The 24,188-nt window shown below is 44.6% G+C and carries 19 protein-coding genes and 2 riboswitches; of the genes, 7 read left to right on the top strand and 12 right to left on the bottom strand.

Features of this window, described 5'->3' with window-relative positions; all coding sequences use genetic code 11:
- The first annotated feature begins 223 nt into the window (after positions 1 to 223).
- Positions 224 to 411, top strand: a riboswitch (Lysine riboswitch).
- A gap of 109 nt (positions 412 to 520) precedes the next feature.
- Positions 521 to 1,981 carry an amino acid permease gene (locus tag B6A27_RS17630; protein WP_080862816.1) on the top strand — a complete coding sequence of 487 codons (1,461 nt, stop codon included), beginning with the start codon at positions 521 to 523 and terminating at the stop codon, positions 1,979 to 1,981.
- Positions 1,982 to 2,011: 30 nt separating this feature from the next.
- Here B6A27_RS17630 and B6A27_RS17625 read toward each other — a convergent pair whose 3' ends face one another.
- From B6A27_RS17625 to B6A27_RS17595, 7 genes are all read right to left on the bottom strand, one after another.
- A complete protein-coding gene (locus B6A27_RS17625) occupies positions 2,012 to 2,185 on the bottom strand; it encodes a twin-arginine translocase TatA/TatE family subunit (protein WP_044746464.1) in 174 nt (57 codons plus the stop codon).
- A 476-nt stretch (positions 2,186 to 2,661) separates the two neighbouring features.
- Positions 2,662 to 3,327, bottom strand: coding sequence for a thiamine phosphate synthase (gene thiE / locus B6A27_RS17620; RefSeq protein ID WP_080862815.1), 666 nt, complete (start codon positions 3,325 to 3,327; stop codon positions 2,662 to 2,664).
- Between the two features lie 9 nt (positions 3,328 to 3,336).
- Positions 3,337 to 4,149, bottom strand: a complete 813-nt coding sequence (thiD, locus tag B6A27_RS17615; RefSeq protein ID WP_080862814.1) for a bifunctional hydroxymethylpyrimidine kinase/phosphomethylpyrimidine kinase — start codon at positions 4,147 to 4,149, stop codon at positions 3,337 to 3,339.
- An 11-nt stretch (positions 4,150 to 4,160) separates the two neighbouring features.
- Entirely contained in the window at positions 4,161 to 4,970 is an 810-nt protein-coding gene (gene thiM, locus B6A27_RS17610; RefSeq protein WP_066148681.1) for a hydroxyethylthiazole kinase, read from the bottom strand.
- A gap of 82 nt (positions 4,971 to 5,052) precedes the next feature.
- Positions 5,053 to 5,164, bottom strand: a riboswitch (TPP riboswitch).
- 51 nt (positions 5,165 to 5,215) lie between these two features.
- The gene (locus B6A27_RS17605; RefSeq protein ID WP_080862813.1) at positions 5,216 to 6,238 is read right to left on the bottom strand and encodes a glycosyltransferase family 2 protein; all 1,023 of its coding nucleotides are present in this window, start codon (positions 6,236 to 6,238) and stop codon (positions 5,216 to 5,218) included.
- A 13-nt stretch (positions 6,239 to 6,251) separates the two neighbouring features.
- The gene (locus B6A27_RS17600) at positions 6,252 to 7,919 is read right to left on the bottom strand and encodes a DUF6044 family protein (protein WP_080862812.1); all 1,668 of its coding nucleotides are present in this window, start codon (positions 7,917 to 7,919) and stop codon (positions 6,252 to 6,254) included.
- Between the two features lie 307 nt (positions 7,920 to 8,226).
- A complete protein-coding gene (locus B6A27_RS17595) occupies positions 8,227 to 10,560 on the bottom strand; it encodes an FdhF/YdeP family oxidoreductase (RefSeq protein ID WP_080862811.1) in 2,334 nt (777 codons plus the stop codon).
- Positions 10,561 to 10,987: 427 nt separating this feature from the next.
- On the opposite strand from B6A27_RS17595, the gene fdhD reads away from it, so the two are divergent.
- Entirely contained in the window at positions 10,988 to 11,773 is a 786-nt protein-coding gene (fdhD, locus tag B6A27_RS17590; protein WP_080862810.1) for a formate dehydrogenase accessory sulfurtransferase FdhD, read from the top strand.
- A gap of 346 nt (positions 11,774 to 12,119) precedes the next feature.
- On the opposite strand, the gene B6A27_RS17585 is transcribed toward fdhD, so the two are convergent.
- The 5 genes from B6A27_RS17585 to B6A27_RS17560 all read right to left on the bottom strand — a co-directional run bounded on the left by B6A27_RS17585 (position 12,120) and on the right by B6A27_RS17560 (position 17,182).
- The gene (locus tag B6A27_RS17585; RefSeq protein ID WP_080862809.1) at positions 12,120 to 12,875 is read right to left on the bottom strand and encodes a LamB/YcsF family protein; all 756 of its coding nucleotides are present in this window, start codon (positions 12,873 to 12,875) and stop codon (positions 12,120 to 12,122) included.
- The gene (locus B6A27_RS17580) at positions 12,850 to 13,842 is read right to left on the bottom strand and encodes a 5-oxoprolinase subunit C family protein (protein ID WP_080862808.1); all 993 of its coding nucleotides are present in this window, start codon (positions 13,840 to 13,842) and stop codon (positions 12,850 to 12,852) included. Before B6A27_RS17580 ends, B6A27_RS17585 begins: the two co-directional genes overlap by 26 nt.
- The gene (gene pxpB, locus B6A27_RS17575; protein WP_080862807.1) at positions 13,823 to 14,524 is read right to left on the bottom strand and encodes a 5-oxoprolinase subunit PxpB; all 702 of its coding nucleotides are present in this window, start codon (positions 14,522 to 14,524) and stop codon (positions 13,823 to 13,825) included. The genes B6A27_RS17580 and pxpB overlap by 20 nt, the downstream gene beginning before the upstream one ends.
- Positions 14,524 to 16,056, bottom strand: a complete 1,533-nt coding sequence (locus tag B6A27_RS17570; protein ID WP_080862806.1) for an NAD(P)H-hydrate dehydratase — start codon at positions 16,054 to 16,056, stop codon at positions 14,524 to 14,526. The genes pxpB and B6A27_RS17570 overlap by 1 nt, the downstream gene beginning before the upstream one ends.
- A 235-nt stretch (positions 16,057 to 16,291) precedes the next feature.
- Positions 16,292 to 17,182, bottom strand: a complete 891-nt coding sequence (locus tag B6A27_RS17560) for a transposase (protein ID WP_080862805.1) — start codon at positions 17,180 to 17,182, stop codon at positions 16,292 to 16,294.
- A 563-nt stretch (positions 17,183 to 17,745) separates the two neighbouring features.
- Here B6A27_RS17560 and B6A27_RS17555 point away from each other — a divergent pair.
- From B6A27_RS17555 to B6A27_RS17535, 5 genes are all read left to right on the top strand, one after another.
- Positions 17,746 to 19,851 carry a methyl-accepting chemotaxis protein gene (locus B6A27_RS17555; RefSeq protein WP_080862804.1) on the top strand — a complete coding sequence of 702 codons (2,106 nt, stop codon included), beginning with the start codon at positions 17,746 to 17,748 and terminating at the stop codon, positions 19,849 to 19,851.
- A 473-nt stretch (positions 19,852 to 20,324) separates the two neighbouring features.
- On the top strand, positions 20,325 to 21,347 hold the full coding sequence (locus B6A27_RS17550; protein WP_080862803.1) for an ABC transporter ATP-binding protein: 1,023 nt from the start codon (positions 20,325 to 20,327) through the stop codon (positions 21,345 to 21,347).
- Entirely contained in the window at positions 21,334 to 22,260 is a 927-nt protein-coding gene (locus tag B6A27_RS17545; RefSeq protein ID WP_080862802.1) for an ABC transporter ATP-binding protein, read from the top strand. Before B6A27_RS17550 ends, B6A27_RS17545 begins: the two co-directional genes overlap by 14 nt.
- Positions 22,261 to 22,276: 16 nt before the next feature.
- Positions 22,277 to 23,245, top strand: a complete 969-nt coding sequence (gene opp4B / locus B6A27_RS17540; RefSeq protein ID WP_044745241.1) for an oligopeptide ABC transporter permease — start codon at positions 22,277 to 22,279, stop codon at positions 23,243 to 23,245.
- Positions 23,246 to 23,264: 19 nt separating this feature from the next.
- The gene (locus tag B6A27_RS17535) at positions 23,265 to 24,173 is read left to right on the top strand and encodes an ABC transporter permease (RefSeq protein ID WP_066147458.1); all 909 of its coding nucleotides are present in this window, start codon (positions 23,265 to 23,267) and stop codon (positions 24,171 to 24,173) included.
- Positions 24,174 to 24,188: the final 15 nt, after the last annotated feature.

Raw genomic sequence — 24,188 nt, 5'->3', positions numbered from 1 at the left:
TTCGTCGTGGAACTGAGAAGCTCCCACTTCAAGCTTTAGCTAAGTGGTGAGTAGTTCACGAAACAGGATTTCTATCGTTCCATGCCTCTCGCTCTATTCCACGTATATAGTAAACATAGAAGGGTTTGGCTTTTTTGCGATTGAAGCATAAATAAATATTGTTTTTGTACAAAAATTGTTTTATAATCATCATGGAACAAAATGAATAGCATCCTCATTCACCCGATGAGGTAGAGGTTGCGGCTTTTATGAGTACAGCGAACGAGATGCAGAGAACATTGAAGACTTCGCTCGAAGGGAAAAGCCGCCGAAGTTGGCACATTTCTCTGGATGTGCGAACTGGGGCTGTCACCGAATAGGGGCAGCACTGTCACGGTTTGCGTAAAGCAACCGTGGGGCGCTATCTTCACGGAAGGGTTGATACGGGTAATGATTGCATTGCCGCCGAATCTCCTTCGGCGGCTTTTTTTATTGCCCGGCTCCTTTCCATGACAACATGAAAAAAAGGAGCGATGAAAACATGGAAAGCGTCATGCAAAAACAGGAAGCCGCCACACCGGCTTCGCCTAACCAGCTGCAACGAAAGCTAAAAACAAGGCATCTAACAATGATTTCTCTTGGGGGAACGATTGGTACTGGGTTGTTTTTAGCAAGCGGCGGAGCGATTCATACCGCTGGACCGGGTGGAGCGCTCATAGCGTATATCGCGATTGGAGTGATGGTATATTTTTTGATGACCAGCCTTGCGGAAATGGCCGCTTATATGCCCGTTACCGGAACGTTTAGTACGTATGCAACGAAATTTGTCGATCCTGCTCTCGGATTTGCTTTAGGATGGAACTACTGGTATAACTGGGCCATTACAATTGCCGCAGAACTCTCGGCTGTGACTATGATCATGAAATTTTGGTTTCCGAATAGCCCTTCACTTTTATGGAGCGCATTATGCTTAGTGATTATGTTTTTACTTAACTATTTATCTGTAAAAGGATTTGGTGAAGCCGAATATTGGTTTTCCCTTATTAAAGTAGTAACGGTTATTATTTTTCTTATTGTCAGCTTTTTCATGATTGTAGGTATTATGGGTGGTGAAGCGGTTGGATTTAGAAACTTCACCATCGGCGACGCTCCGTTCCATGGTGGGTTCATGGCGACTCTCGGCATTTTTATGGCCGCAGGATTTTCTTTCCAAGGAACAGAGCTGCTTGGGGTTGCAGCCGGTGAAAGCGAGGATCCGAAACGAAACATTCCTCGCGCCATTCGTCAAGTATTTTGGCGTATTTTGCTATTTTATATACTGGCTATTTTAGCAATCGGGCTGCTTATTCCGTATACAAATGAAAATCTAGCGAATAGCGACGTTACGGTCAGCCCATTTACTCTCGTCTTTGATAAAGCTGGCATTGCGTTGGCTGCATCCGTTATGAACGCCGTCATTTTAACAGCGGTTTTATCAGCCGGAAATTCCGGTATGTACGCATCTACTCGAATGCTTTGGGATCTAGCAAAAGAAGGAAAAGCGCCAAAATTTCTGGCCAAGCTAAATCACCGCGGTGTTCCTGTTAATGCATTACTAGTCACAGCTTCACTAGGAACGCTTGCTTTTTTGGCTTCTTTCTTTGGCGATGGCACCGTTTATGTATGGTTATTAAATGCCTCTGGTATGTCGGGATTCATTGCGTGGCTAGGCATCGCGGTCAGTCACTACCGTTTCCGCAAAGCATATGCCGCGCAAGGGCGCGATCTCAATGATCTTCCTTATAAAGCCAAATGGTTTCCATTTGGACCCTTGTTCGCTCTAGTGCTTTGCACGATTGTCATTTTGGGACAGAACTATGGGGCCTTTATGGGGAAGTCAATCGATTGGTACGGCATTCTCGTTTCCTACATTGGACTGCCATTGTTTTTAGCGGTTTGGCTTGGCTATAAAATCGTGAAAAAGACAAAGGTCGTTCCCCTCAAAGAATGTGAATTAGACTAAAAAACCGCTCGGCTATGCCAAGCGGTTTTTTCAGTCGTGCTTTTTCGTTTTCTGTTCTTCGTCATCCATGATGCCTTTTGTAGCATTTTTAAATTCGCGGAGCGTTTTTCCAGCTGCTTGTCCAAGCTCCGGCAGCTTTTTCGGGCCGAAAAGTAACAGGGCAAAAAATACGATCAAGGCAATCTCGCCAAATCCTATGTTCATATCATTCACTCCATGCGCTTCATTTTCGTCTTTTCCTTTTCCATTATATCATATCATCTTTGAATTACTACCACTTTCGCTTCGAAGTGGGAGATTCCTGCGAACATGGAAACATCCTTCGATTTTTCAGCTAGCAGACCTTCCCCGTTGTTCCAATGGGAAACGACAAGAAAGCTTGTACATTCGTCCGCTTCACACGTTCGACTGGGCTCGGTTTTCGTTGCTTCGAACCGTGCACAGACAAGGGAACGTTGAAGCTTTTACGTAACGGACGGTGTTCCTTGTCACAATCCCCTATCTTCAGTTTTTCCAAGAACCACTTACAAGTATAGAATAGCACATAGATTCTTGTGATTCCACTGCTTTAGCCAATGCCAACCGACATTTCTCTCTCTAACTCATGAAGCGATGCCCGTCATGTTCCTTGAGGCGATAGTCTTCTGTCGGAATATGGAGTAGTCCAATGATCGACATCCTTATTCGTTCAGTGCTTCAGAAACCGCTCTTGCCAGCCATTCCGCACTTTTTTTAGGAGAAGGAGCTAAACTGATCGCGCTAATGACAGACACCCCGTCTGCTCCAGCGGCAATAACCTTCTTTGCGTTGTTCGCGGTAATTCCGCCAATGCCCACGATCGGTATCGACAGGCCATGCTCACGCATAAGACGAAGAACGGCCGTTCCTTGTGCCTCTTTTGCATCTTCTTTTGTGCTGGTTGGAAAAATAGGACCGACTCCAAGATAGTCAGCGCCTTGCTCAATGGCGCGTTTCGCTTCTGCCAAATTATGAGCTGAAACGCCGAGAATTTTATTTCCTATTTTTTTTCGTACGACATCTGCCCGTTCATCGTCTTGTCCAATATGGACCCCATCAGCATCAAGCTCTAATGCTAGCTCCACATCATCATTCACAATAAACGGAATATGGTGCTTCCGGCAAAGCGCTTGCAACTCTTTGGCTAATGCGTACTGCTCCTTTTTCAAAAGAGCCCCTTTGCCCTTTTCGCGAAATTGAAACATCGTAATTCCGCCTTCAATCGCTTCTGCCAGCACCTCTAACGGACTTCGTTCACAATTGTTGCTTCCCATAATAAAATAAACACGTAATTGCTCTTTCAGACTATCCATTGAAGTTTGCGCCATTTTTATCACCTATGACATCCATTTTTGCCGATACGCCCAATGGTTGGTTGGGCCATGCCCATTGCCGATCTCCAGTTCGTTTTCAATCGCGGCTTGAATAAATGCTTTCGCTGTTTCGATCGCTTCATGGACGCTGCGCCCCTTAGCAAGCTCCGCTGTTACTGCCGCGGCAAACGTGCAGCCTGTTCCATGCGTATGTCTCGTTTCAATTCGGGCGCCCTTGAAATAGGAAAATTCACGGCCATCATATAGCAAATCAACCGCTGCATTTTCAACATCATCGTGGCCTCCTTTAATGACCACGTACGTGACTCCGATTTTGTGAAGCTGTTTTGCCGCTTCTTGGCGTTCCTCTAATGTGCGGATCTTCATCCCCGTCAATACTTCTGCCTCTGGAATGTTAGGAGTGGCTACCATCGCCAGCGGCAACAAATGTGTTTTTAACGCTGACACCGCTGCTTCCTGTAAAAGTGGTGCCCCGCCTTTAGCGATCATAACCGGGTCAACGACAAGCCGACGCCAGCCAAATTGCTTCACCTTTTTCGCTACGGCTTGGATGATATCTTCATTAAACAACATGCCCGTTTTGACGGCGTCTGCTCCTAAGTCCGTACCAATGGATTCAATCTGCTGCTCAACGGCTTCTACAGAAAGCGGATACACTCCCTGCACGCCAAGCGTATTTTGCGCCGTTACCGCCGTTAATGCAGACATTCCAAAGACGCGTAACTCTTGAAATGTTTTTAAATCCGCCTGAATGCCGGCTCCACCTCCACTGTCTGACCCAGCAATCGTTAATGCTTTATAAACTTGATTCACCATGTCTCTCCCCTTCATTCAACTTTGGTAAAGGATCCATATTGACTAATGGCCTCCGCGCCAACTTTGGCCAACTGATTTAAAAAGGCGATTTGAAAGCTTCCAGGCCCATACTCTGCCGCTTCATCAGCAGCTAGTTGCGCCGCCACGCCATAGCTGACAAGCGCCGCTGTTGCCGCTGCTGCATAGTCCTTTTCAACAGCCGCAAACGCTCCGATTACAGATGTGACAAGGCAGCCTGTCCCAGTGACTTTTGTTAACAGCGAATGACCGTTATGAACCACATAAACCGTCGCTCCGTCTGTGACAACATCGTCCTTTCCGGTAATAGCGACTGTCATTTTTAACTGCTGTGCTGCTTTTTTCGCTAGTGCCACCACATCGCCGCTTCCTTCGGCGGCATCCACTCCTTTAATCTCCCACCGCTCGCCGATAACATTCGCGATTTCTGCTGCATTGCCGCGGATGACGGCAATATTTAATTGACGGACTATTTTTCGGGCGGTTTCCGTGCGATATGGCGTCGCTCCCGCTCCAACCGGATCGAAAATCACAGGAACTCCCTGTTCATTTGCTGCCTTGCCGGCAATCAGCATCGCTTCAATTTCCTGTTCATTTAGCGTGCCGATATTTAAAACAAGCGCTCCGGCAATTCGCGCCATATCCGCTACTTCTTGCTTGGCATAGGCCATCACTGGTGAAGCGCCAAGCGCAAGCAGACCATTTGCTGTAAAATTGGTCACAACTACATTTGTGATGTTATGCACAAGTGGATTAGCCTTGCGCACTTGATCGAGCACTTCTGCCACATGTTGCAAATTCATCTTTTCCATCCTCTCCCTTATTCGTTTGTCCAGCTGGATTTGCAAATAAAAATGCACTTTGCGCGTAAGCAAAGTGCATCTATATCGCCTCTATCACTTTCCCTACGCTGGCATTACCCAACAGGTTCAAACGGTCAACGGCGGATGATAGCCGTACTCTCAGCCTGATTCCACAGACTCCCGTATCCTTTTCACTGTTTACAAGCACAGTCTACCCCTTCTTACCCGAGAATGCAAGCAAAAAATTATGTGCTCCCTCCCGGCAATGATTCCGTTCTTCTTGGCTCTTCATGAAACGAGGAAGATCGCGGCAATGGCAAATTAAATAAATCTAAGTCCACAATATAACGAGGGCGCCGTTTCGTTTCTTTATAAATCTTTCCGATGTATTCACCGATTAGCCCAAAAGCAATCAGCTGCAATCCTCCAAGCAGCCAAATCGATGTAATCAACGATGTCCATCCCGTTTGTGTGTGACCGGTCCATTTTAAAAACAGGAAGTAAGCACCAAATAACAGGCTGACAAAAAAAGAAACCAACCCGATCATGGAAATAAAACGAATAGGTGTCACACTAAATGACGTAATACCGTCAAGAGCAAAGGAAATCATTTTTTTTAGCGGATATTTTGTTTCACCGGCAAGTCGTTCCTTTCGATCATAATAAACAACAGTTGAACGGAATCCAAGCAATGGAACAATTCCTCGCAAAAATAAATTGGCTTCTTCAAATCGTTCCAGCTCTTCAACCGCACGCCTGCTCATCAAGCGGTAATCGGCATGATTATATATAAGGTGAACGCCCATCGCCTTCATCATTCTATAAAATCCCTGTGCTGTATGACGCTTGAAAAACGTATCTGTATCGCGGCGGTTGCGAACCCCGTATACAATCTCATACCCTTCATGAAATTTTTGTACAAACTGGCGGATGACCGACACATCATCCTGTAGATCGGCGTCAATGGAAATGATACAATCTGAGCGAGTTTTTGCGGAAAACAAACCAGCTAATAACGCATTTTGATGGCCGGCATTATGGGCAAGCTTGACCCCTTTGACCTCCGGATAATGCAAACTCGCTTTGTAAATGATCGTCCATGTTGCATCTCGGCTTCCATCATCGACAAATAGTAAAGCACTACGTTCGGAAATAAGCCGCTCCCTGACAAGCTGCTCGCGCAGTTCGCGCAGCTGCCGAATCGTTTCCGGAAGCACTTCTTCTTCGTTGTAGCAAGGTACAACAATCGTTAATACAGGTTCGCTCATGATGCTCTCCTCCCTATGATGCTACTTTGTATAAATAAATCGTCCATGCGGATTCCTTGGAATGAAACACTTTCTCAAGCCGCAGCTGATTTTGGGCTGCGTTTTCGATCGGAAGCGCCGAAAAAATATAACGACCGCCCATCTTGCGGAATACATCGGTATTCAGCTCTAAATGTTGAATTTTCTTCTTTGAATTCTTTTTAAACATGTAGTGCTTGCCAAGCTCATCGACAAATAAATAGCAGCGGCCGCCCCACTTATCGAAATACTTGCGCAGCGTCTGGTTTTTGGCTAGCTCAGGAGCAATGATTTGCCGAAATTGATGTTTATATTCGAGCGGATAAAAATTGTTGTACGTATCCAGCGTATAAAAGCCGTTATATTGAGCAATGGCCGGATGAATGCCGATGCTGGCAACGCGGTATGTATCAACGGGCCGCGCGATATAACGTTTAATTTCCGCGAATTGTTTTTCAGCGTAGAACTGGCGAAACGACGGCTTATTTTGATACATAATTTCTTCGTTAAATATAGCTAAAATAAAAAGCTGCAGCGCAAGCGCCAGCCACACAACATTTTTCCATGCTTTAGCATGCTGCCATATGATTCGCAATGAAAGAGCAAACAATACGTAAATCACCATAGGTCGCAAGAAGTGATAGCGGGCAAAATTAAACTTATTAAGAAGATCAAACCGTTCTGTAAGTGGCAGCCACCCTCGATAAAACCAAAACGCATACCACAGCGAAAGGGCAAAGTTAAGCACATGAAGAAATAAAAACAGCCTTTCTTGCCGCCATTGCTTTCTTTTTCCCACAAAATACAAGGCGAAAAGCGTGATTGGTAAAATCACGAGTCCGTGCACGGTCATGACATGCGTATGACCAAGAATATAATTTTTAAATGTCAAACGAACCGCACGCCAAAAAGAAAGATCAGCATGAAAATATTCATCGCGGCTTGTTGGCTCTTCGGAAAATAGAAGTGAATGAACAAGCCGATAATCAACGGCTAAATATAACACAGTCATATAGATGATGGCGGCCAAAAAGCGCAGATTCCATCTTTTATACCTCACTGCATCCACAAGCCACCAAATGCCCAGAGCACTGAGGAAAAAGAAGAAACCAAGTACAAGACCAGAGTAAAACGGCAATAGTGTAAGCACGAGATAATCCACCCACGACCGCCTGCCAGCGCGAATATTAAAAAACGCCCAAAGTGCCAGCGGCATACCAAGCGTGCTTAACATTCCGGACGGCCAAAATGGTGTTAATGCAAAAGCAAGTGCTACACCAATGCGAATCCATGCCCATTCTTTCTCTCTCATAACATGCGTTTTCAGCAATAAGTACATTCCTATAAAAGCAAATACCCTTGTAATCAGCTGGCTGAGTCCATAAGCATAAATCGATGGAAATAACGCATGGAGCCATACGATTCCGCTAAATTCTGTCCCAAAGGCATTTCGCGGCAGACCGTTAATGATTTGCGGAATGACCGCCCCCACCGGCCCAAACAGCTGACCGCTGTTGGCGAGCACCTTGTACCAAGCGATGTTGGAATCTAAATTATCATGTACTCGCATATGCGCATTCTCGCCTAAAATAAAATAAGGCGATACAAACAAAGCGATCACAAGGAATGAGAAGAGCAAAAGTCGCTTTTCTGTTATCGTCATTTCTTCTCCTCCTCTTGTCTGATCATGTTATTTTTATCTTTTAACAAAAAGAGGAAATTATACAGAAAAAATTGCATGTATAGCAAAAACGTGCGGCTCGACCGTCTCTATACTATGGATACAACTCTATGAGCCGCCTTTGTTCTCAAGAAGCACCATGCATATCAAGTGTGGTCTAAGTCGACACAACCCCTTTCATCGTTGCGGCCTGCCTCTCTTTTGCAGAACCTCTAACATTTCGGCGCTTGATGCCCCCATAAAAAAACAGCGCCATTCCCTCTTATTTGGAATGGCGCTTTCGCAAACGTTATTCTACATTTAATTCGAGCTCTTCAATCCGTTTTTCTGCATAGTTTTGATCCTTTTGCGCATGATAATGCTCCGCTTTCTCAACGATGGCCACCGTATTGTATTCCGGAATGTGCGCGTACGTTTCATACACTCCTTTTGGAATGAGCACATTTCCCTCCGGCCAATAGACGGCGATGTTGCCGCGTTTGACGTCCGCGTATTTGGCGCGCCCCTGCATCATGCCATGCCGGTTGTACACAACGATCGGTTCGCCGTCGCGAATATGGAGCGATTTGGCGTCTTCTTCGTTCAGCAAAATATCATAACGGTCGGCGTTATTAAACGGGTCTTTCTCGCTATAGACCATCGAGTTGAACTGCTTGCCCCGCCTTGTTGTGACAAAAAAGCTGCCTTCCGTCTTGCGCAGCTCCGGCAATTCGATCGGAATAAGGTTTCCGCGGCCGTCCGGTGTCGGGCATATGCCGCCTTCACAAAGCCACGCGCCGCCCCATTGAAACACATCGCCTTTTTTCCGTAAATGTTGAATGCCGTCGTAGTTTCGGTTGGCCACCGCGATTTCGTCGCGGATTTGCTGAGCGTTTTGAAACTCGATGAGATGCTTTTGTTCCGGCTTGACTCTAGAGGCGAGATCGACATAAATTTTCCACTCGGCGCGCGCTTCCTCAATGCGCGGGCCGTCGATTTCCGGACTGAAATAGACCATCCGCTCTGTGCTGGTCGAGGTACCGCCACCCGGCTGCTCGTATCGCGTCATCGCCGGTAAAATAATCACCTCTTCCTTCGCATCTAAGAGCGTTGAAGTATTGAAAATAATATCTTGATGCACGCGCAGCTCCAACTGTTCAAGCGCCTGGCGAACAAAATCAGGATTCGGCATCGTCTCAAGAAAATTGCCGCCGCTCGTATACAGCAGCTTCACTTTTCGTTCATGACCGTCGGGAAGCAAGATGTTTTCAATCGTTTGTCCGATTGTGTCCCCTTGCCAGCGAGGAATCGGAAAGCCCCATATTTGTTCAAGACGGGTAATATTTTCCTCATCAAATTCGCCGCCCGGAAGAACAAATGGGTCAGCCCCCATTTCCCCCGAACCTTGCACGCCGCTATGGCCGCGAATCGGCATGACGCCGCAATGCTCACGTCCGATAAACCCGCGAAGCAAGGCAAGGTTAACGACTTGTGACACATTATCCGTACCGAACCGGTGCTGAGTCAATCCCATGCTCCAAACAAATACAGCTGACTTAGCATTAGCCAGTAATCTAGCAAACTCATACATTCGTTCCTTTGAAAGCCCCGATGACTGCTCAAGCGTCTGCCAATCATATTTCGCGACATGCGAACGCAGCTCGTCAACACCGTTCGTGTGTTTGGAGACAAACTCCCAATTAATTGCATCCTCCATCTCAAACCAATGCTTGATAACTCCATTTATAAAGGCGATATCTCCGCCAATATGGACTTGATAAAAATCATCTGCGATTTTTGTTCCGAATAAAGCGCTTTCCCAAATGGACGGAATCCAGTAGTTTTCCATAGCCGGCTCACGGTACGGATTCACAACAATGATTTTCGTACCTGCTTTTTTCGCAGCGTACATATATTTCGTCGATACCGGCTGGTTGTTGGCAGCCACAGATCCCCAAAAGACAAGAACATCTGTGCCGATCCAATCTTTATAGCTGCAGCTTGATGCACCGATTCCAAGTGAACGCTTTAACGCTGTTTTGCTTGGTGAATGACAAATGCGTGAAGCATTATCGATGTTGTTTGTTCCTAAAAAGCGCGCTACCTTAGCAGCAGTGTAATACACTTCATTCGTAATGCCGCGCGCTGTCAAATAAAAAGCGATCTGTTTCGGATCAAGTGAGCGGATTTTTCGGGCAATCCGTTCAAACGCTTCATTCCAACTAATTCTTGTAAACTTTTTTTCTCCTGGTTTTCGTGACAGTGGATAGGGAATGCGGCCAAGCTTGCGCAGCTCTGTACTGTCCATTTTGCGCAGCTCCTCCACATCTTCCAGCCATTTTGGGTCCATTGCTGGCATCGTATTTAGACGAAGTACGTTTAAACGAGTCGTACAAAGATGCGGACCTGTCAATGTTTGATCATGAAGTCCGGATACACCGAGCGCACAACCATCGCATACTCCCTGCGTTAAAATGCGGTAGGCATAAGCAAGCTGGTCTTTGTTTTCCAGCATCACTTTTAAAGTATCACGGAGATGATGCGGCTTTATCTTTCCAACTCCCATCGGCAAAAGGCTCGCCCAAAGCGAGGGTTGGGGACGCTGATTCAGTTTGATTGGGCCGGTGTGTTTCGTTTTGCCCATCTTCGCTCCTCCTTTTTTATTGGTCATCCTATTTTCGAAACATTCCTACATTTTTATGGTATTATTATATTATATCATCTCTTCTTATTTCCTCAATCAATATGCAGCTGAGCCTTTGAGCATGATCGATAAAAAGGAGAGGATGAATGGTATAAATCAGCGATCCTGATCCGACCAGTCAAACAAGAAAAACATCACTTCATTGAATAGAGTAAATCAAAGGAGAATTCGATGGTTTCGACAGTCGCAGGCAAGTTCTTGACTTGTTTCTCATGCCTGCCCACGGAAGGAAGAAAGATGGGCACATTTCATTGGAGTTCTATCACCACACAAGAGGACATCTCTAAAAGGAAAAGGGTGAAAGATTCACCCGGCTTTATATACGCCTGATAGCTTCGAGGTTATATATGAAAAGAAGGTGAAAAGTGTGAAATCGAATATAACGACTGCCAAGCAAATCTATAAATATATGGAGGGAGAACTTCACGAGCAAGAGGACGCCATTGTTCTTGAACAGCCATTGACCATGATCGTGAATGGAGAGGAGTTTGCCACGCTCGTTTGTTCGCCAGAGCACCTTGATGAGCTTGTTCTCGGCTTCCTTGCTTCTGAAGGAGTGATTCGTTTCCACGATGATATTCATCAATTATCCATTGACGAAGAGCGAGGGTTTGCCTATGTTGATCTGTCCGTACCTCTAGCCCCGGCTTCTTCTTTTTCCAAACGGTTCATCGGCTCATGCTGTGGAAAAAGCCGACAGTTTTATTTATTAAATGATGTAAAAACAGCAAAAACGATTACAACCTCCACACGCATCCGCGTTGAGAAATGCTTCGCTCTTATGAATACATTGCAAAATGAAAGCACGGTTTTTCGCCATACAGGAGGAGTGCATAATGCGGCCTTATGCAATGAAGAAGGGATGATCATCACCCGCTCTGATATCGGTCGCCACAATGCTCTTGATAAAATTTATGGCTATTGTTTGCACCATGCGATTCCGATGCGTGACAAGCTCGTCGCTTTCAGCGGCCGCGTATCTTCGGAAGTATTGCTGAAGGCATCGAAAATGGGGGCAGGAATCGTACTTTCAAAATCGGCCCCGACCGATTTAGCGTTACAGCTCGCCGATGACTTGCACATGACCGTTGTCGGCTTTATTCGCGGAACAACCCTCAATATATACACCCATCCGGAGCGGATTATTGTATAACAACCGGCTTCTGTTCGTTTGAAACGAATCTAAAGAAAAAGTTCGGCTGTTACGGCCGAGCTTTTTCCTTGTAACAAATGAATGAAAGCCAAATACTAGCAGCCATAAGAACGGTGTGAAAAAATGGTGTAACGAAAAGGTGACTTCCATCATGTTCTATGATGCATTGTCCCTCCACTTTCTGAATCCAAACGTTGCTCAAAGCTTATGTTTCTATATCCTCCGCCATTCGCTAGCGGCCTTGCCTCATCGCTTTTGCGCTTCCTTTGCCGCGAGAATCCGGACGAACGGACAGACAGAAAAATACATTTTACCGTGAATGACGCCGGAATATATCACGTTTTCTTTATCCAATCGCTTGGATTTCAATCATTGCACCATGCAACGCTTGAACTAACCGCTTCGCAAACGAAACGGCTTGACTCCCGTCACCGTGAACACACACCGTTTCTGCCACAATCTCCACATCAGTACCTGCAAGCGAACGAACACAGCGTTCGCGCACCATTTTCACCACTTGACGCACCGCATCCTCTTCGTTCGTAATCAAGGCCTGTGGATGACTTCTTGGAGTGAGTGAGCCATCTTCTTGATAGGTCCGGTCGGCAAATGCTTCATTTGCCGTTCTCAAACCAAACCGTTTGCCGGCACGAATCAGTTCGCTTCCGCTAAGCCCATATAAAACGAGCGACGAATCCACATCCCGCACCGCTTGAGCGATCGCTTCCGCCAATTCTGCATCTTTCGCCGCCATATTATACAAGGCGCCGTGCGGCTTGACATGAGAAAGCCGGCCTCCTTCCGCCTTGACAAATGCCAACAGCGCTCCAATTTGATAAACAACGTAGGCATACGCCTCCTCAAAAGTGACATGCATATGGCGGCGTCCAAAGCCAAGCAAATCAGGAAAACCAGGATGTGCACCGATCGCCACTCCCTTTTCAAGCGCCATCTGCACGGTTTTCCTCATGACAACCGGATCGCCAGCATGAAATCCGCATGCTATATTAACGGATGTGACATAGTGCAATATTTCGTTTTCGCCAAGCTCATATATACCAAAGCCTTCACCAAAATCACAATTTAAATCGATTTGCGCCATTTATCTCCCTCCATTTTTGGCGGATGATCGCTCTTGAGTACATCATCTCACGCTCGCGCTGGATGTATAATCGCTGCGCTTCCTGCCAAGATGATGGTTGAAAGCGAATGCGATCGCCGGGGCGCGCTTGTGCTAAAATTGGCAAATCGACAGCTAATACTTGAGCGATACGCGGGTAGCCGCCGGTTGTTTGCCGATCCGCCATTAACACAATTGGATCGCCGGACGCGGGCACTTGTACGGTTCCAAACGTCACCGCTTCTGAAACGATCTCTTGGTCCACACTTCTCTGCAACTTTTGACCTCGCAGCCGGTAGCCCATCCGATCAGACTGTGTCGTGACTTCATATACTTCGGTAAAAAAATGTTCAATGCTTTCTTTTGTAAACGTGTGGAAGTCTGGTCCTTCTACGGCACGAATCACTTTTTCTTGACTGTTGATATATTGACGCATAGAAAAAGCGATTCCCCATGAAGGCGGCCATTCTGGCAAACAAGGAGCTGGCCGCAGCGAAAGCTCATCATCTTTTTGCAAAGGGCGGCCATAAAAGCCGCCGATAGCGGCTTTCGTGTAGGTTGAACGGCTATTCATCAGCAGCGGAACATGCAATCCTCCAGAAACAGCGACAGATCCCCGATAGCCTATCCGACAGGCGCCAATGGCAAGTATATCGCCCGGCTGTACCATAAACGGCTGCCACAGCGGTACGGACTGATCGTTCAGTTTGCCAGAAAATTCGCCGCCGCAAATAGCGACAACCGTTCCTATTTCAAAACGCAGGGTCGGACCCAGCATGGTTATTTCTAACACGGCTTCATTTGCTTCGTTTCCGACTAAAAAATTAGCAAGGCGGCTCGCAAAATCATCCATAACGCCGCTGACCGGCACACCGTCTTTTTGAACCCCCCATCTCCCCAAATCTTGTACAGTTGTGAAAAAGCCTCCATCAAGAACAAAAATCCCCATTATTTTTCCACATCCTATATTCTTTCTCCGTCATCGGATGAAACTGCACAACATCTCCAGCTTGCAACAAGCTAGGAGGCTGCCGCTCTGCACAGAATAAAGACAGTGGAGTTTTCCCGATAATTTGCCATCCCCCCGGTGTAGCAAGCGGATATACTCCCGTCTGGCGGTCGGCAATACCGACAGATCCCTCGGGGACAAGCAAGCGTGGAACAGCGCGGCGCGGGGTGGCAAGCTGCGATGGCAGCCCTCCCAAATACGCAAATCCTGGAGCAAACCCAATCATATATACTTTATATGTTCCTGCCGAATGAAGACGAATCACCTCTTCCTCCGTTATGCCATGATACTGCGCTACTTCTGGCAAATCAGGTCCGAACTCTCCCCCATAACAAACCGGGATTACCACCGTGCGTCCTGCTAAAGCTGAAGCCGCTCTCTCCATTCCTTCCACTTTCTCGCCGATGTCTCGGCTTGCTTGTTCATATGTCCCAAGCACAAGCGGATTGTAATAGACCGTAACCGATGAAAAGGCAGGGACGATATCTATGATCCCTTCCATCGCTTCACAACGGAGCAAACGAGTTAGTTTTTGAACGCGCTCATGTGCTTCGTCGCTGATCTCATTCGAAAAGCGAATCGTCAATGCATTCTCGCTTAATGGAAACATCGTATATCTCATCATTTTTTCCCTTTACATAACGAAGATAGGACGTTTGGAATGGCACTGATTACATCGGTCGCCAGCACATCGAATGGCGAATGCTTCGTTTTCACTAAAAAATCAGCTGCTTTTCCATGCACCCAAACCGCATTGCTGATCGCCGCTTCAAGCGAACGATGCTGCATCAAAAACGCAAGAATCATTCCTGTAAGCGCATCGCCGCTTCCCCCTTTGGCCAGAGCCGGATTCCCCGTCGTATTGATATACTGCTTTCCATCAGGGGTAGCGACAATCGTATAAGGCCCTTTTAAGACGACGTAGATCCCATAGTCAATGGCCATTTGTCTGCTTACTTGAAAGCGATCATTTTCCACCTCGCGAATCGATAGGCCAAGCATGCGCGCCATTTCTCCTGGATGTGGGGTCACGATCGTGGGGCTTGTTCGTTTTTTCAAAAAACGAGCGTAGTCGCTCCAAAAAAATAAGGCATCGGCATCAAGAACAACTGGCACTTCTTGGGCAAGAGCCGCTTGAACGATCGGTTTCGTTCCTTCCAGCCTTCCCATCCCCGGCCCTATAGCGATGGCATCCATATCCAAATGGATCAAATCGATCTCTCCAGCAAAGCCGCCATTTTTCGCTGAACAAGGATGATACATCGCTTCAAGCACGCCGCTAGCCACCACAGGATAAATCGTTTCAGGAATGGCCAGCGTCAAAAGTCCCGCCCCGCTCCGTAAAGCCGCCTTTGCTGCCATCATAACGGCGCCGGTCATCCTTTGAGAGCCTCCAATAATCAATCCCTTACCATGCACTCCTTTATGTGAGGCGCGCTTTCTTTCTGGGAGCGTGCGGATGACGTCCTCTTTCATCCATACTTTACGGAAAGCCGCATGGTGCTCCGATGAAAGCGGAGGGATCCCGATATCAACCACTACTAATTCACCGTAATAATCAGCGCTTGGAAATGTATAAGCGCTCAGTTTTGGATATTGTATCGTAATCGTCATATCTGCATAAACAGCCGCTCCTATCTCTCCACCGTCAGCCGGAACACCGCTTGGAACATCAATAGCATATACAACTGCGTCATGATGATGGTTCATCGCATCGATGATTTCTTTATAAGGCGATTGGACTGGCCCTTTCACACCGATTCCGAGCAGCGCATCAATCAAAACGTGATAGCTCAGCATTTGCTGAAAAAATAACGGCTCATTTCCGATAAAGCTTTTCACCTCATAACCGCAATTTTCATAGATTTCAAGCGCTTTTTTGGCTGCTCCTTTTATTCTTTCTTTTGGGGGAATAAGCCATAAATCAACGGTATAGCCCCAGCTTTTCAACACTCTTGCCATAATAAAGCCATCCCCTCCGTTATTGCCCGCACCTGCTAACACAGCAATACGCTGAAACGGAGAAATGCGCTCAAGCAGTACTCTAGCAGCGGCTTGTCCGGCATTTTCCATCAATGCTTCTTCACTGATTCCTATATGCTCGATCGTATAGCGGTCAATGGCATACATTTCAGCTGCTGTTACCACACGCATGATCGTTCGCCCTCCTTCTCCAACGATTCACTATGAAATTCCTCTTCCCCATACGTTGTGAAAATCTCCTCAATAAACATGTTAAATGATTCTCCGTTTAACCGAAAAACCCTTTTGTAAAGCAGACGGGTTTTTCGGTTTGAAATTAAAAAAGCTTCAAGGGCCAACCCTTGAAGCTTCTTCTTTTTATATGAGGTTCTGAGCTGAGATTCTGATACTAGAAGGTGTTGCAAAACTAGAGTAAAAACTCAAAATTGTGCATAAGAATGCATAATTGTACATGCAGTAAATAGCGATGAAACCCATACCAACGCGGCTGTTCTAATCCGTCATTCTTTAACTGATTAAATGTCTGCTCAATCGAGTTGCGAAAACCAAACAACCACTTTCCGAATTCTGTTTTCAAAAACGAACGAATCATCCGACCATAGGCATCTTTTCGTTCATCGCTATTTCGAGGATTAATAGGTGAAACGAAAAAAATTCCTGTCTGTTCGGCTATTTGACGGACTTTTTCGCTGTCATAGGCGGCATCTCCAAGGGCAAATTCAATCTTCCATTCCTTTAAAGATGGAAATAATTCGAGCGCAACGGCTGCATCATTTCGATTCGCAGTCGTGAAGACATGGGATAGGACGATTCCTTCTGTGGTTGTACAAAGGTGCAACTTATATCCTTTGAACCAGTTATACCGAGTCGAAATCCCCCATCTCGCTTGAGAATCATAAAAACTGCTTCGGAGTGCCGTACTGTCGATGATGACAATTTTGGGATACCGAACACCTAAATCTTTTAGAAGTCGAGCATTAAATGTGGAAAATCCTTGTTCTCGAAACCACTTACCTGCACGTGAAAACGTAGAAAGATGTGGAACCTCTTTGAGTCCACAAATACGCCGGAAGTAGCCAAATCGATCGAGTGTTTCCACTAACTGACGTAAAGAATCAATGGAAAAATAGGTTTTTAAAAAGAAACATTTTAACAATGATTTTTTCGAAATCGGTGGTCGCCCGGTTATATAAGGTGTTTCTGGTAAAGAAAGTTGGTCGATGTATTGAAATAAAGCCTGTAAAAGAGGATCCATTTCGCTATTCAGTGCATGTTCGATAACAAAATTGGAAATCATGATAGTGTCCACCCCTTGGAAATGTGTTTTTGGTCACTGTATATGATTTCCAAGACGGTGGATTTTTTGCGTCCTTTTATGCACCCGTTATGCGTTTTGCAACACGTTCATTTAACAAAACAGGGAAACCCTTTGAGGGTTCCCTGTGATTTTTATTTAACCTACCTACCGAGAAGTCTCTCACACTTAACATTCTTATAAGTATGAGATTCCTCTTTTCCTTCTTTGGCAAATTTCTTAAATATAACGGTTTGAAAAGCCTCCCTTAAGCACGTCCTGATCATTTTCCTCTATACATATGGAAAGATGGCAGAGAGAGCATGGGACAATTGACGCTTACAGACAAATTCATTTGTTAGTACGGGAGTTGTTCAGTCGCTCGACCGGCGAATTTGCATCTATGAATTTAGAAATAAAAAATGTGATAAAGCTATGCGGCCAGTGAGAAAAAAGCCCTAGATTTCGTTCAAATAATCTTTTTCATTTTGTTGTTTTTTTGATAAAATAAAAACTAATCATAATTTTCTAAATAATATTTCTCAAGCAAGGAGTGACGGACGAGGATGCAACTATTTCAGCCAGGAGCGCAATTGTTAAACCGATTAAAATTTGGAAAAAAATTTATGCTCTTATTTATTGTTTTTATTTTTTCGCTTGCAACAATTGGAATATTTTACATTCGTGAACTAGAAACGAAATCGAATTTTATAGAAAAAGAAAAGATTGGCCTGTTGTATGTCCAAGACTTTTTAACCGGGCTAAGAGCGCTCCAAGACCACCGCGAGCATACCACCCTTTACCTATCTGGGGATCAATCAAGCGAACAAAGCATTCAAGCCGATGAAAACAACCTGGATCAAGTTTTTAAGAGAATACAGGCTATGCAAAAAACATATGAGGATGTATTCAAAGTAGACAAGCAATGGAAGGAAATTTATGAATCTTGGGAACAAATGAAAAAAGGGTGGACATCCTATACAATGGACGAAACGATTTCACGCCATAACATTATGATTAATAATTTTATAGATATGATGATGAATGTGACAGACCGTTCTAATTTAGCGTTGGATGATGATATTGATAATAACTATCTTGCCGATGTCATCGTTGAAAAAATTCCTACTTTAACGGAGCTCATTAGCTCGGCGCAGGCACTTGGGGTGAAAATGTCGCTCAGCACGCAAATATATGAGATCGATCAATCGAAAATGACTTATTTTTTAAATGCCATTGATAATTCGTTAAATGCGCTGAACCGCTCTGCTTCGCTGATGTTTGCTAATCATAAAGCGTTGCAGAATCAGTTTGACCAACATAAAGACATGGCTATGACCGAAGTCATCAGCATGTCGGGAATGATGGATAAGGATTTTTTAATGGTTGGACAAGTGTCTATTCAACCGAAGGAAATATATGAAAAGACAAGCAAGGCGAATGAGCGGCTATATGAGTTATCCACATTCAGCGTCAAACTCTTGGAAGATCGAGTTCATGAACGCTCTCAATCGGTAAATATGAATAAATGGCTGACTATTTCCGTCATGTTAGCTGCATCGATCATGATGATTTATCTGTTTATCGCTTTTTATTTTTCTGTTCGTTATCATATTTCAGCAACAGAGATGGCGATTAAACAGGCGGCTACTGGAGATTTGACAGGACGAATGCATATTCGAACAAACGATGAGTTTTCTCATATCGCCCATTCGTTTAATGAATTAGTCGATTCATTTCGTTCGATCATTTCTGTCAACCAGCAAATGACCGAAGAGGTATCTGCTGCATCAGAAGAATTGACAGCCATTACCGAGGAGACGGCACAAGCGGCAGGACAAGTGGCGACAACGATTGAAAATGTTGCTGTGGGTGCTGAACAGCAATTGAAATATGCGGAACAAAATACGCACTCGATTCATGAGCTTTTACGCGATACGCACTTTATCGCGGATCGGGCAAAGCAAGTAGCAACTTCTTCATTTGAAATGACAAACGAGGCAAAGAGCGGAAGTGAATCCGTTCGGCAAATGATGCAGCAAATGTCCAGCGTCAACGAACTAGTCTCGCAATCTTCGCGGTTCATTCAAACACTTTATGAGCGTTCAAATAATATTGGACAGATGACACAAATGATCACAGCTATTGCTGAGCAAACGAATTTGCTGGCCCTCAATGCAGCGATTGAAGCGGCGCGTGCTGGAGAGCAGGGAAGAGGCTTTGCTGTCGTGGCCGAGGAAGTTCGCAAGCTCGCTGAACAGTCCTCGCAATCGGCTAAGCAAATTCATGAACTGCTGAGTGAGATTCAGGATGATACGTCCCAATCGATGAAAGCTATGGAACATGTGCTGCGAGAAGCGGAAAAAGGAGTAGAAGTAGCCAATCGCACAGGAACCATTTTTGAAAAGATTTTATCCTCAACCGATGCTGTGACTGAACAAATTAACGGGGTATCTGCCAAGCTTTCCATGATGGAGTCATCACTGCAGCAGCTCTCAGAAACGATTCAAGAGACGGAGCATATTTCTAAAGAATCCGGACAGCAAACACAAATGGTGGCAGCCGCGGCCGAACAGCTTCTCGCTTCCATGCAGGAAATCTCCTCATCGGTCCAGTCGCTGAATAGCAAAGCACAAGACTTATTTGAAACCATTGAGCGGTTTCATCTATAACCTGTTCCCCCTTTCGATCACGAAAGGGGGATTGTTGCTTTATTTACATCATTAAAAATGAAACGAATTCCACGTTCAGAAGAATCTTAGTGACTGATCTTTTTTGGGGATGCATCTGCGTGAACAAGGTTGGAGCAACGCTACTTTCAGCTCTATTTCTGATTTTGTTTTGTGAAGAGGTGTGGTTTAGTCATCCGGCTTATGAACGGAAAGAACGACGAAAAACATTTACAGATGCCTAGAGAGCCGCTTGTATCTATATCGAAGTTCGCTTTTATGGAGGACGTCATCTTTTAACATGTTGAGAAATAAACAGGGATTTAGGTGCAATGAAATAGATTATATTTAGATATATTGAGAAATTAAGGAATATCTACTAAAAAATATTTGATTTTTTATATTAATGTAATAATATATCAATAAAAATATTCAGAAAAAAAAGACTCTTTAATCTCTGATATGGAGGTGATGATTTGTCTAACCAGCCAGTTTTACAAATCGAAAACTTACGAGTTTCATTTCGGGTTCATGATGCCTATTATGCTGCAGTTGATGGGGTATCGCTCAATGTTCACAAAAATGAGGTGCTTGCTGTTGTGGGCGAGTCAGGCTGCGGCAAAAGTGCATTGGCCCTATCCATTATGGGGTTGCATCCGCCTGCAAAAACGAAATTAGAAGGAAAGATTCTGTTTCATGGAACCGATTTGTTATCATTATCTGTCCATGAACTAAATAAAATTCGCGGAAAGGATATGGGGATGATTTTTCAAGATCCGCTTACCGCTCTCAATCCGCTCATGACGGTAGGAAGACAAATTGAAGAAGGAATGGATTTTCATCTGTCTCTTTCTTCGCTAGAAAAAAGAGGCCGTACGATAGAGTTGTTAGAACGCGTTGGCATTCCTAATCCAAATCAAGTATATCATCGGTACCCGCATGAGCTGTCGGGGGGAATGAGACAGAGAATTGTCATTGCGATGGCGATTGCTTGTCACCCTTCATTAATCATTGCGGATGAGCCGACAACAGCATTAGATGTCACGATTCAGTCACAGATTATGGATCTATTAAGAGAACTCCAGCAGCAGATGAATACAGGCATTGTTTTAATTACGCATGATTTAGGAGTGGTAGCGGAAATGGCGGATCGTGTAGCGGTGATGTATGCAGGTGAAATTGTTGAAATGGCGGATGTTTATACGCTATTTGATCGCCCTTTGCACCCGTATACACGTTCATTGCTCCAGTCCATCCCATCTGCCCAACATCCAAAAGAAAGGCTTCATGTCATCCAAGGCATCGTTCCGCCGCTTCAAAAATTGCCAAGAACGGGATGCCGATTTCGCTCAAGAATTGAATGGATCGATGAATCAGAACATGAAGAGCAGCCGATTTTGCGAGAAGTGGAACCGGGGCATTTTGTACGTTGCATTTGCTATAAAAACTTTCACTTTCCACATGACCATATAGGGGACATGAAATATGGAATTTCTTAAAGTCAATCATTTAAAAGTATATTATCCGATTCGTAGTGGTTTTTTTCGCAGAGTAGTCGACCATGTAAAAGCGGTCGATGATATAAGCTTTCAATTGAACCGAGGAGAGACATACGGATTGGTCGGCGAATCGGGATGTGGCAAAACGACAACAGGACGAACGTTAATTGGCTTAATCAAAGCAACAGCGGGGGAGATTTTACTAGAGGGCAAGGATCTTGCAAAACTGAATCGCCGTGAACGGTCATATCATCGCAAAGACATTCAAATGATTTTTCAGGATCCATATTCATCGCTTAACCCTAAAAAACGAGTTCTTGATATTATTGCCGAACCGATACGCAATTTTGAAAAGCTATCTCCTCAAGAAGAAAAACGAAAAGTCCAGTATCTAATCGAGAGAGTAGGCCTTCATCCGGATTCTATCTATAAATATCCGCATGAGTTTTCTGGAGGACAGCGGCAACGCATTGGCATTGCGCGCGCTTTAACGCTTCATCCCAAACTGATTATTGCAGATGAACCTGTGTCAGCTTTAGATGTATCTGTACAAGCTCAAGTGTTAAATTTTATGAAAGACATTCAAACAGAATTCCAGCTGACATATTTGTTTATTAGTCATGATTTAGGGATTATCCGTCACATGTGTGACCGTATCGGGATTATGTATAGAGGACAATTTGTTGAAGAAGGCGCAAGCCAGGAGATATTCAACAATCCGCAGCATATTTACACCAAACGGCTGATTTCGGCGATTCCTAATGTCGATCCTCGAAAAAAACAAGAACAAATAAAGCTTCGCCAGCACGTTGAAAAAGAATATAAGCTTTCTTGGCAGCGTTATTTTAATGCGGAAGGGAAGGCTTATCCGTTAAAGCGCATCTCAGACACACATTCTGTTGCTATTTTGTGAGAGAGGAAGTCGAAACATGCTGAAGTTTATATTGCGACGAATCATGATGATGATTCCTCAATTATTGATTTTGAGTATTCTCGTTTTTGCATTAGCTAAAGCAATGCCGGGTGACGCGCTTACTGGACAGTTGGCCCAATCTCCAAAGATGGACGCCAATACATTAATGGAAATGCGGGAAAAGCTCGGATTAAATGATCCTGTCCATATTCAATACGTAAGATGGGTGAAAAATCTTTTGCATGGAGATCTTGGTCTTTCGTATATTCATCAACAGCCCGTAACAGATCTTCTATCCGGCAGACTGGCCAATACTCTTTTATTATCCGCGTGCGTTCTATTGCTTACCTATCTTATTGCCATACCATTAGGATTGGTTTCCGGGCGTTGGCAAGATTCTTGGGCGGACAAACTCATTGTTGGTTATAGCTATGTTAGTTTTGCTACACCATTATTTATTTTTGCCTTAGTTATGCTGTTTGTATTTGGATTTAAGCTAGGGTGGTTTCCAACGGGAGGAAGTGTCGATATTCAAGTAGAGAAGGGGACATTGGACTATTATATCAATAAATTTTATCATCTCCTTCTGCCGGCTTTGTCTGGTGCTCTTATTGGCACGGTTGGTATTATTCAATATTTGCGAAGTGAGATTATCGATACGAAGGTTAAAGATTTTGTGAAAACAGCGCGAGCCAAGGGGATACCGGAATCGAAAATTTACTCTCATCATATTTTACGCAATTCATTTTTACCGATTGCCGCTTTTTTAGGGTATGAAATTACGGGGCTTATTGGCGGTTCCATATTTTTAGAATCTATTTATAGCTATCCGGGGCTAGGACAGCTGTTCCTTCAATCCATTATGCAGCGCGATTATAGCGTCGTCACAGCACTTGTCATGATTTCAGGTTTGGCGACATTAATAGGAACTTTGTTATCCGACATCATTTTAAGTGCTGTAGATCCGCGCATTAGAATTGAATAGTACAAATGGAGGAACGATTATGAGGGCAAATTTGAATGATTCTCAGCAAATAGCGAAGGATGTTAGTCAAAGTCCGTCAAGCCTCTTCATATTATGGCGTGAAATGATAAAAGATAAGCTAGCGCTTATTTCTCTCGTTGTTCTTTCGTGCATTCTTCTTATCGTCTATGGATCTGCGCTTTTTTTAGATCAAGACAAAATTGTGAAAGTGGATTTACTGTCTATCTACGCGCCGCCTTCTGCGGAACATTGGTTAGGCACCGATTATGGAGGACGAGATATTTTGGGTCAATTGATTATTGGCGCCCGAAATTCCTTTACAATTGGTTTGCTCATTACACTTTTGACCGGCTTCATTGGCCTTGCCATAGGGTTAATTGCTGGATACTATGGCGGGATCATTGACAATGTGATTATGCGTATCATTGATTTTATTTTGGTTTTGCCTTTTTTAATGCTTGTCATCGTTTTTGTAGCGATTGTACCAAAGTATAATGTCTTTACATTTATTTTAATCATGAGCGCTTTTTTGTGGACTGGGAAAGCGCGGTTGATTAGAGCTAAAACATTGGCTGAAAGGGAGCTGGATTATGTCAGTGCTTCAAAAACACTCGGCACTCCGGATTGGAAAATTATGATACGCGAAATCTTGCCCAATTTAAGTTCGATCATCATTGTGAATTTAACGCTAAATCTCGCTGGGAATATTGGCATCGAATCCGGATTGAGCTACTTAGGATTTGGGCTGCCCGAAAGCACACCGAGCCTTGGCACGTTAGTAAGCTATGCGACAAATCCGGATGTTTTACAAAATAAATGGTGGGTATGGCTTCCGGCATCATTGCTAATCTTAGTGATCATGCTGTGCATAAATTTTATTGGTCAAGCATTAAAAAGAGCAGCTGACGCGAGACAGCGGCTAGGATAAAGGGGGAAATGGACA

Source organism: Anoxybacillus sp. UARK-01 (assembly GCF_002075365.1).
GTDB lineage: Bacteria > Bacillota > Bacilli > Bacillales > Anoxybacillaceae > Anoxybacteroides > Anoxybacteroides rupiense.
This window is presented reverse-complemented; position numbering and strand designations above follow the sequence as displayed.

Bases quoted from the DNA above. Each gene is read 5' to 3' on its own strand.
- B6A27_RS17605 (WP_080862813.1), bottom strand. From the start codon at position 6,238: ATGAGCGAACCTGTATTAACGATTGTTGTACCTTGCTACAACGAAGAA.
- B6A27_RS17580 (WP_080862808.1), bottom strand. From the start codon at position 13,842: ATGGGGATTTTTGTTCTTGATGGAGGCTTTTTCACAACTGTACAAGAT.
- B6A27_RS17545 (WP_080862802.1), top strand. From the start codon at position 21,334: ATGGAATTTCTTAAAGTCAATCATTTAAAAGTATATTATCCGATTCGT.
- thiD (WP_080862814.1), bottom strand. From the start codon at position 4,149: ATGGTGAATCAAGTTTATAAAGCATTAACGATTGCTGGGTCAGACAGT.
- B6A27_RS17600 (WP_080862812.1), bottom strand. From the start codon at position 7,919: ATGACGATAACAGAAAAGCGACTTTTGCTCTTCTCATTCCTTGTGATC.
- pxpB (WP_080862807.1), bottom strand. From the start codon at position 14,524: ATGAGATATACGATGTTTCCATTAAGCGAGAATGCATTGACGATTCGC.
- B6A27_RS17560 (WP_080862805.1), bottom strand. From the start codon at position 17,182: ATGATTTCCAATTTTGTTATCGAACATGCACTGAATAGCGAAATGGAT.
- B6A27_RS17535 (WP_066147458.1), top strand. From the start codon at position 23,265: ATGAGGGCAAATTTGAATGATTCTCAGCAAATAGCGAAGGATGTTAGT.
- thiM (WP_066148681.1), bottom strand. From the start codon at position 4,970: ATGAATTTGCAACATGTGGCAGAAGTGCTCGATCAAGTGCGCAAGGCT.
- B6A27_RS17630 (WP_080862816.1), top strand. From the start codon at position 521: ATGGAAAGCGTCATGCAAAAACAGGAAGCCGCCACACCGGCTTCGCCT.
- thiE (WP_080862815.1), bottom strand. From the start codon at position 3,327: ATGGCGCAAACTTCAATGGATAGTCTGAAAGAGCAATTACGTGTTTAT.
- B6A27_RS17595 (WP_080862811.1), bottom strand. From the start codon at position 10,560: ATGGGCAAAACGAAACACACCGGCCCAATCAAACTGAATCAGCGTCCC.
- B6A27_RS17555 (WP_080862804.1), top strand. From the start codon at position 17,746: ATGCAACTATTTCAGCCAGGAGCGCAATTGTTAAACCGATTAAAATTT.
- B6A27_RS17625 (WP_044746464.1), bottom strand. From the start codon at position 2,185: ATGAACATAGGATTTGGCGAGATTGCCTTGATCGTATTTTTTGCCCTG.
- B6A27_RS17585 (WP_080862809.1), bottom strand. From the start codon at position 12,875: ATGGCGCAAATCGATTTAAATTGTGATTTTGGTGAAGGCTTTGGTATA.
- opp4B (WP_044745241.1), top strand. From the start codon at position 22,277: ATGCTGAAGTTTATATTGCGACGAATCATGATGATGATTCCTCAATTA.
- B6A27_RS17570 (WP_080862806.1), bottom strand. From the start codon at position 16,056: ATGCGTGTGGTAACAGCAGCTGAAATGTATGCCATTGACCGCTATACG.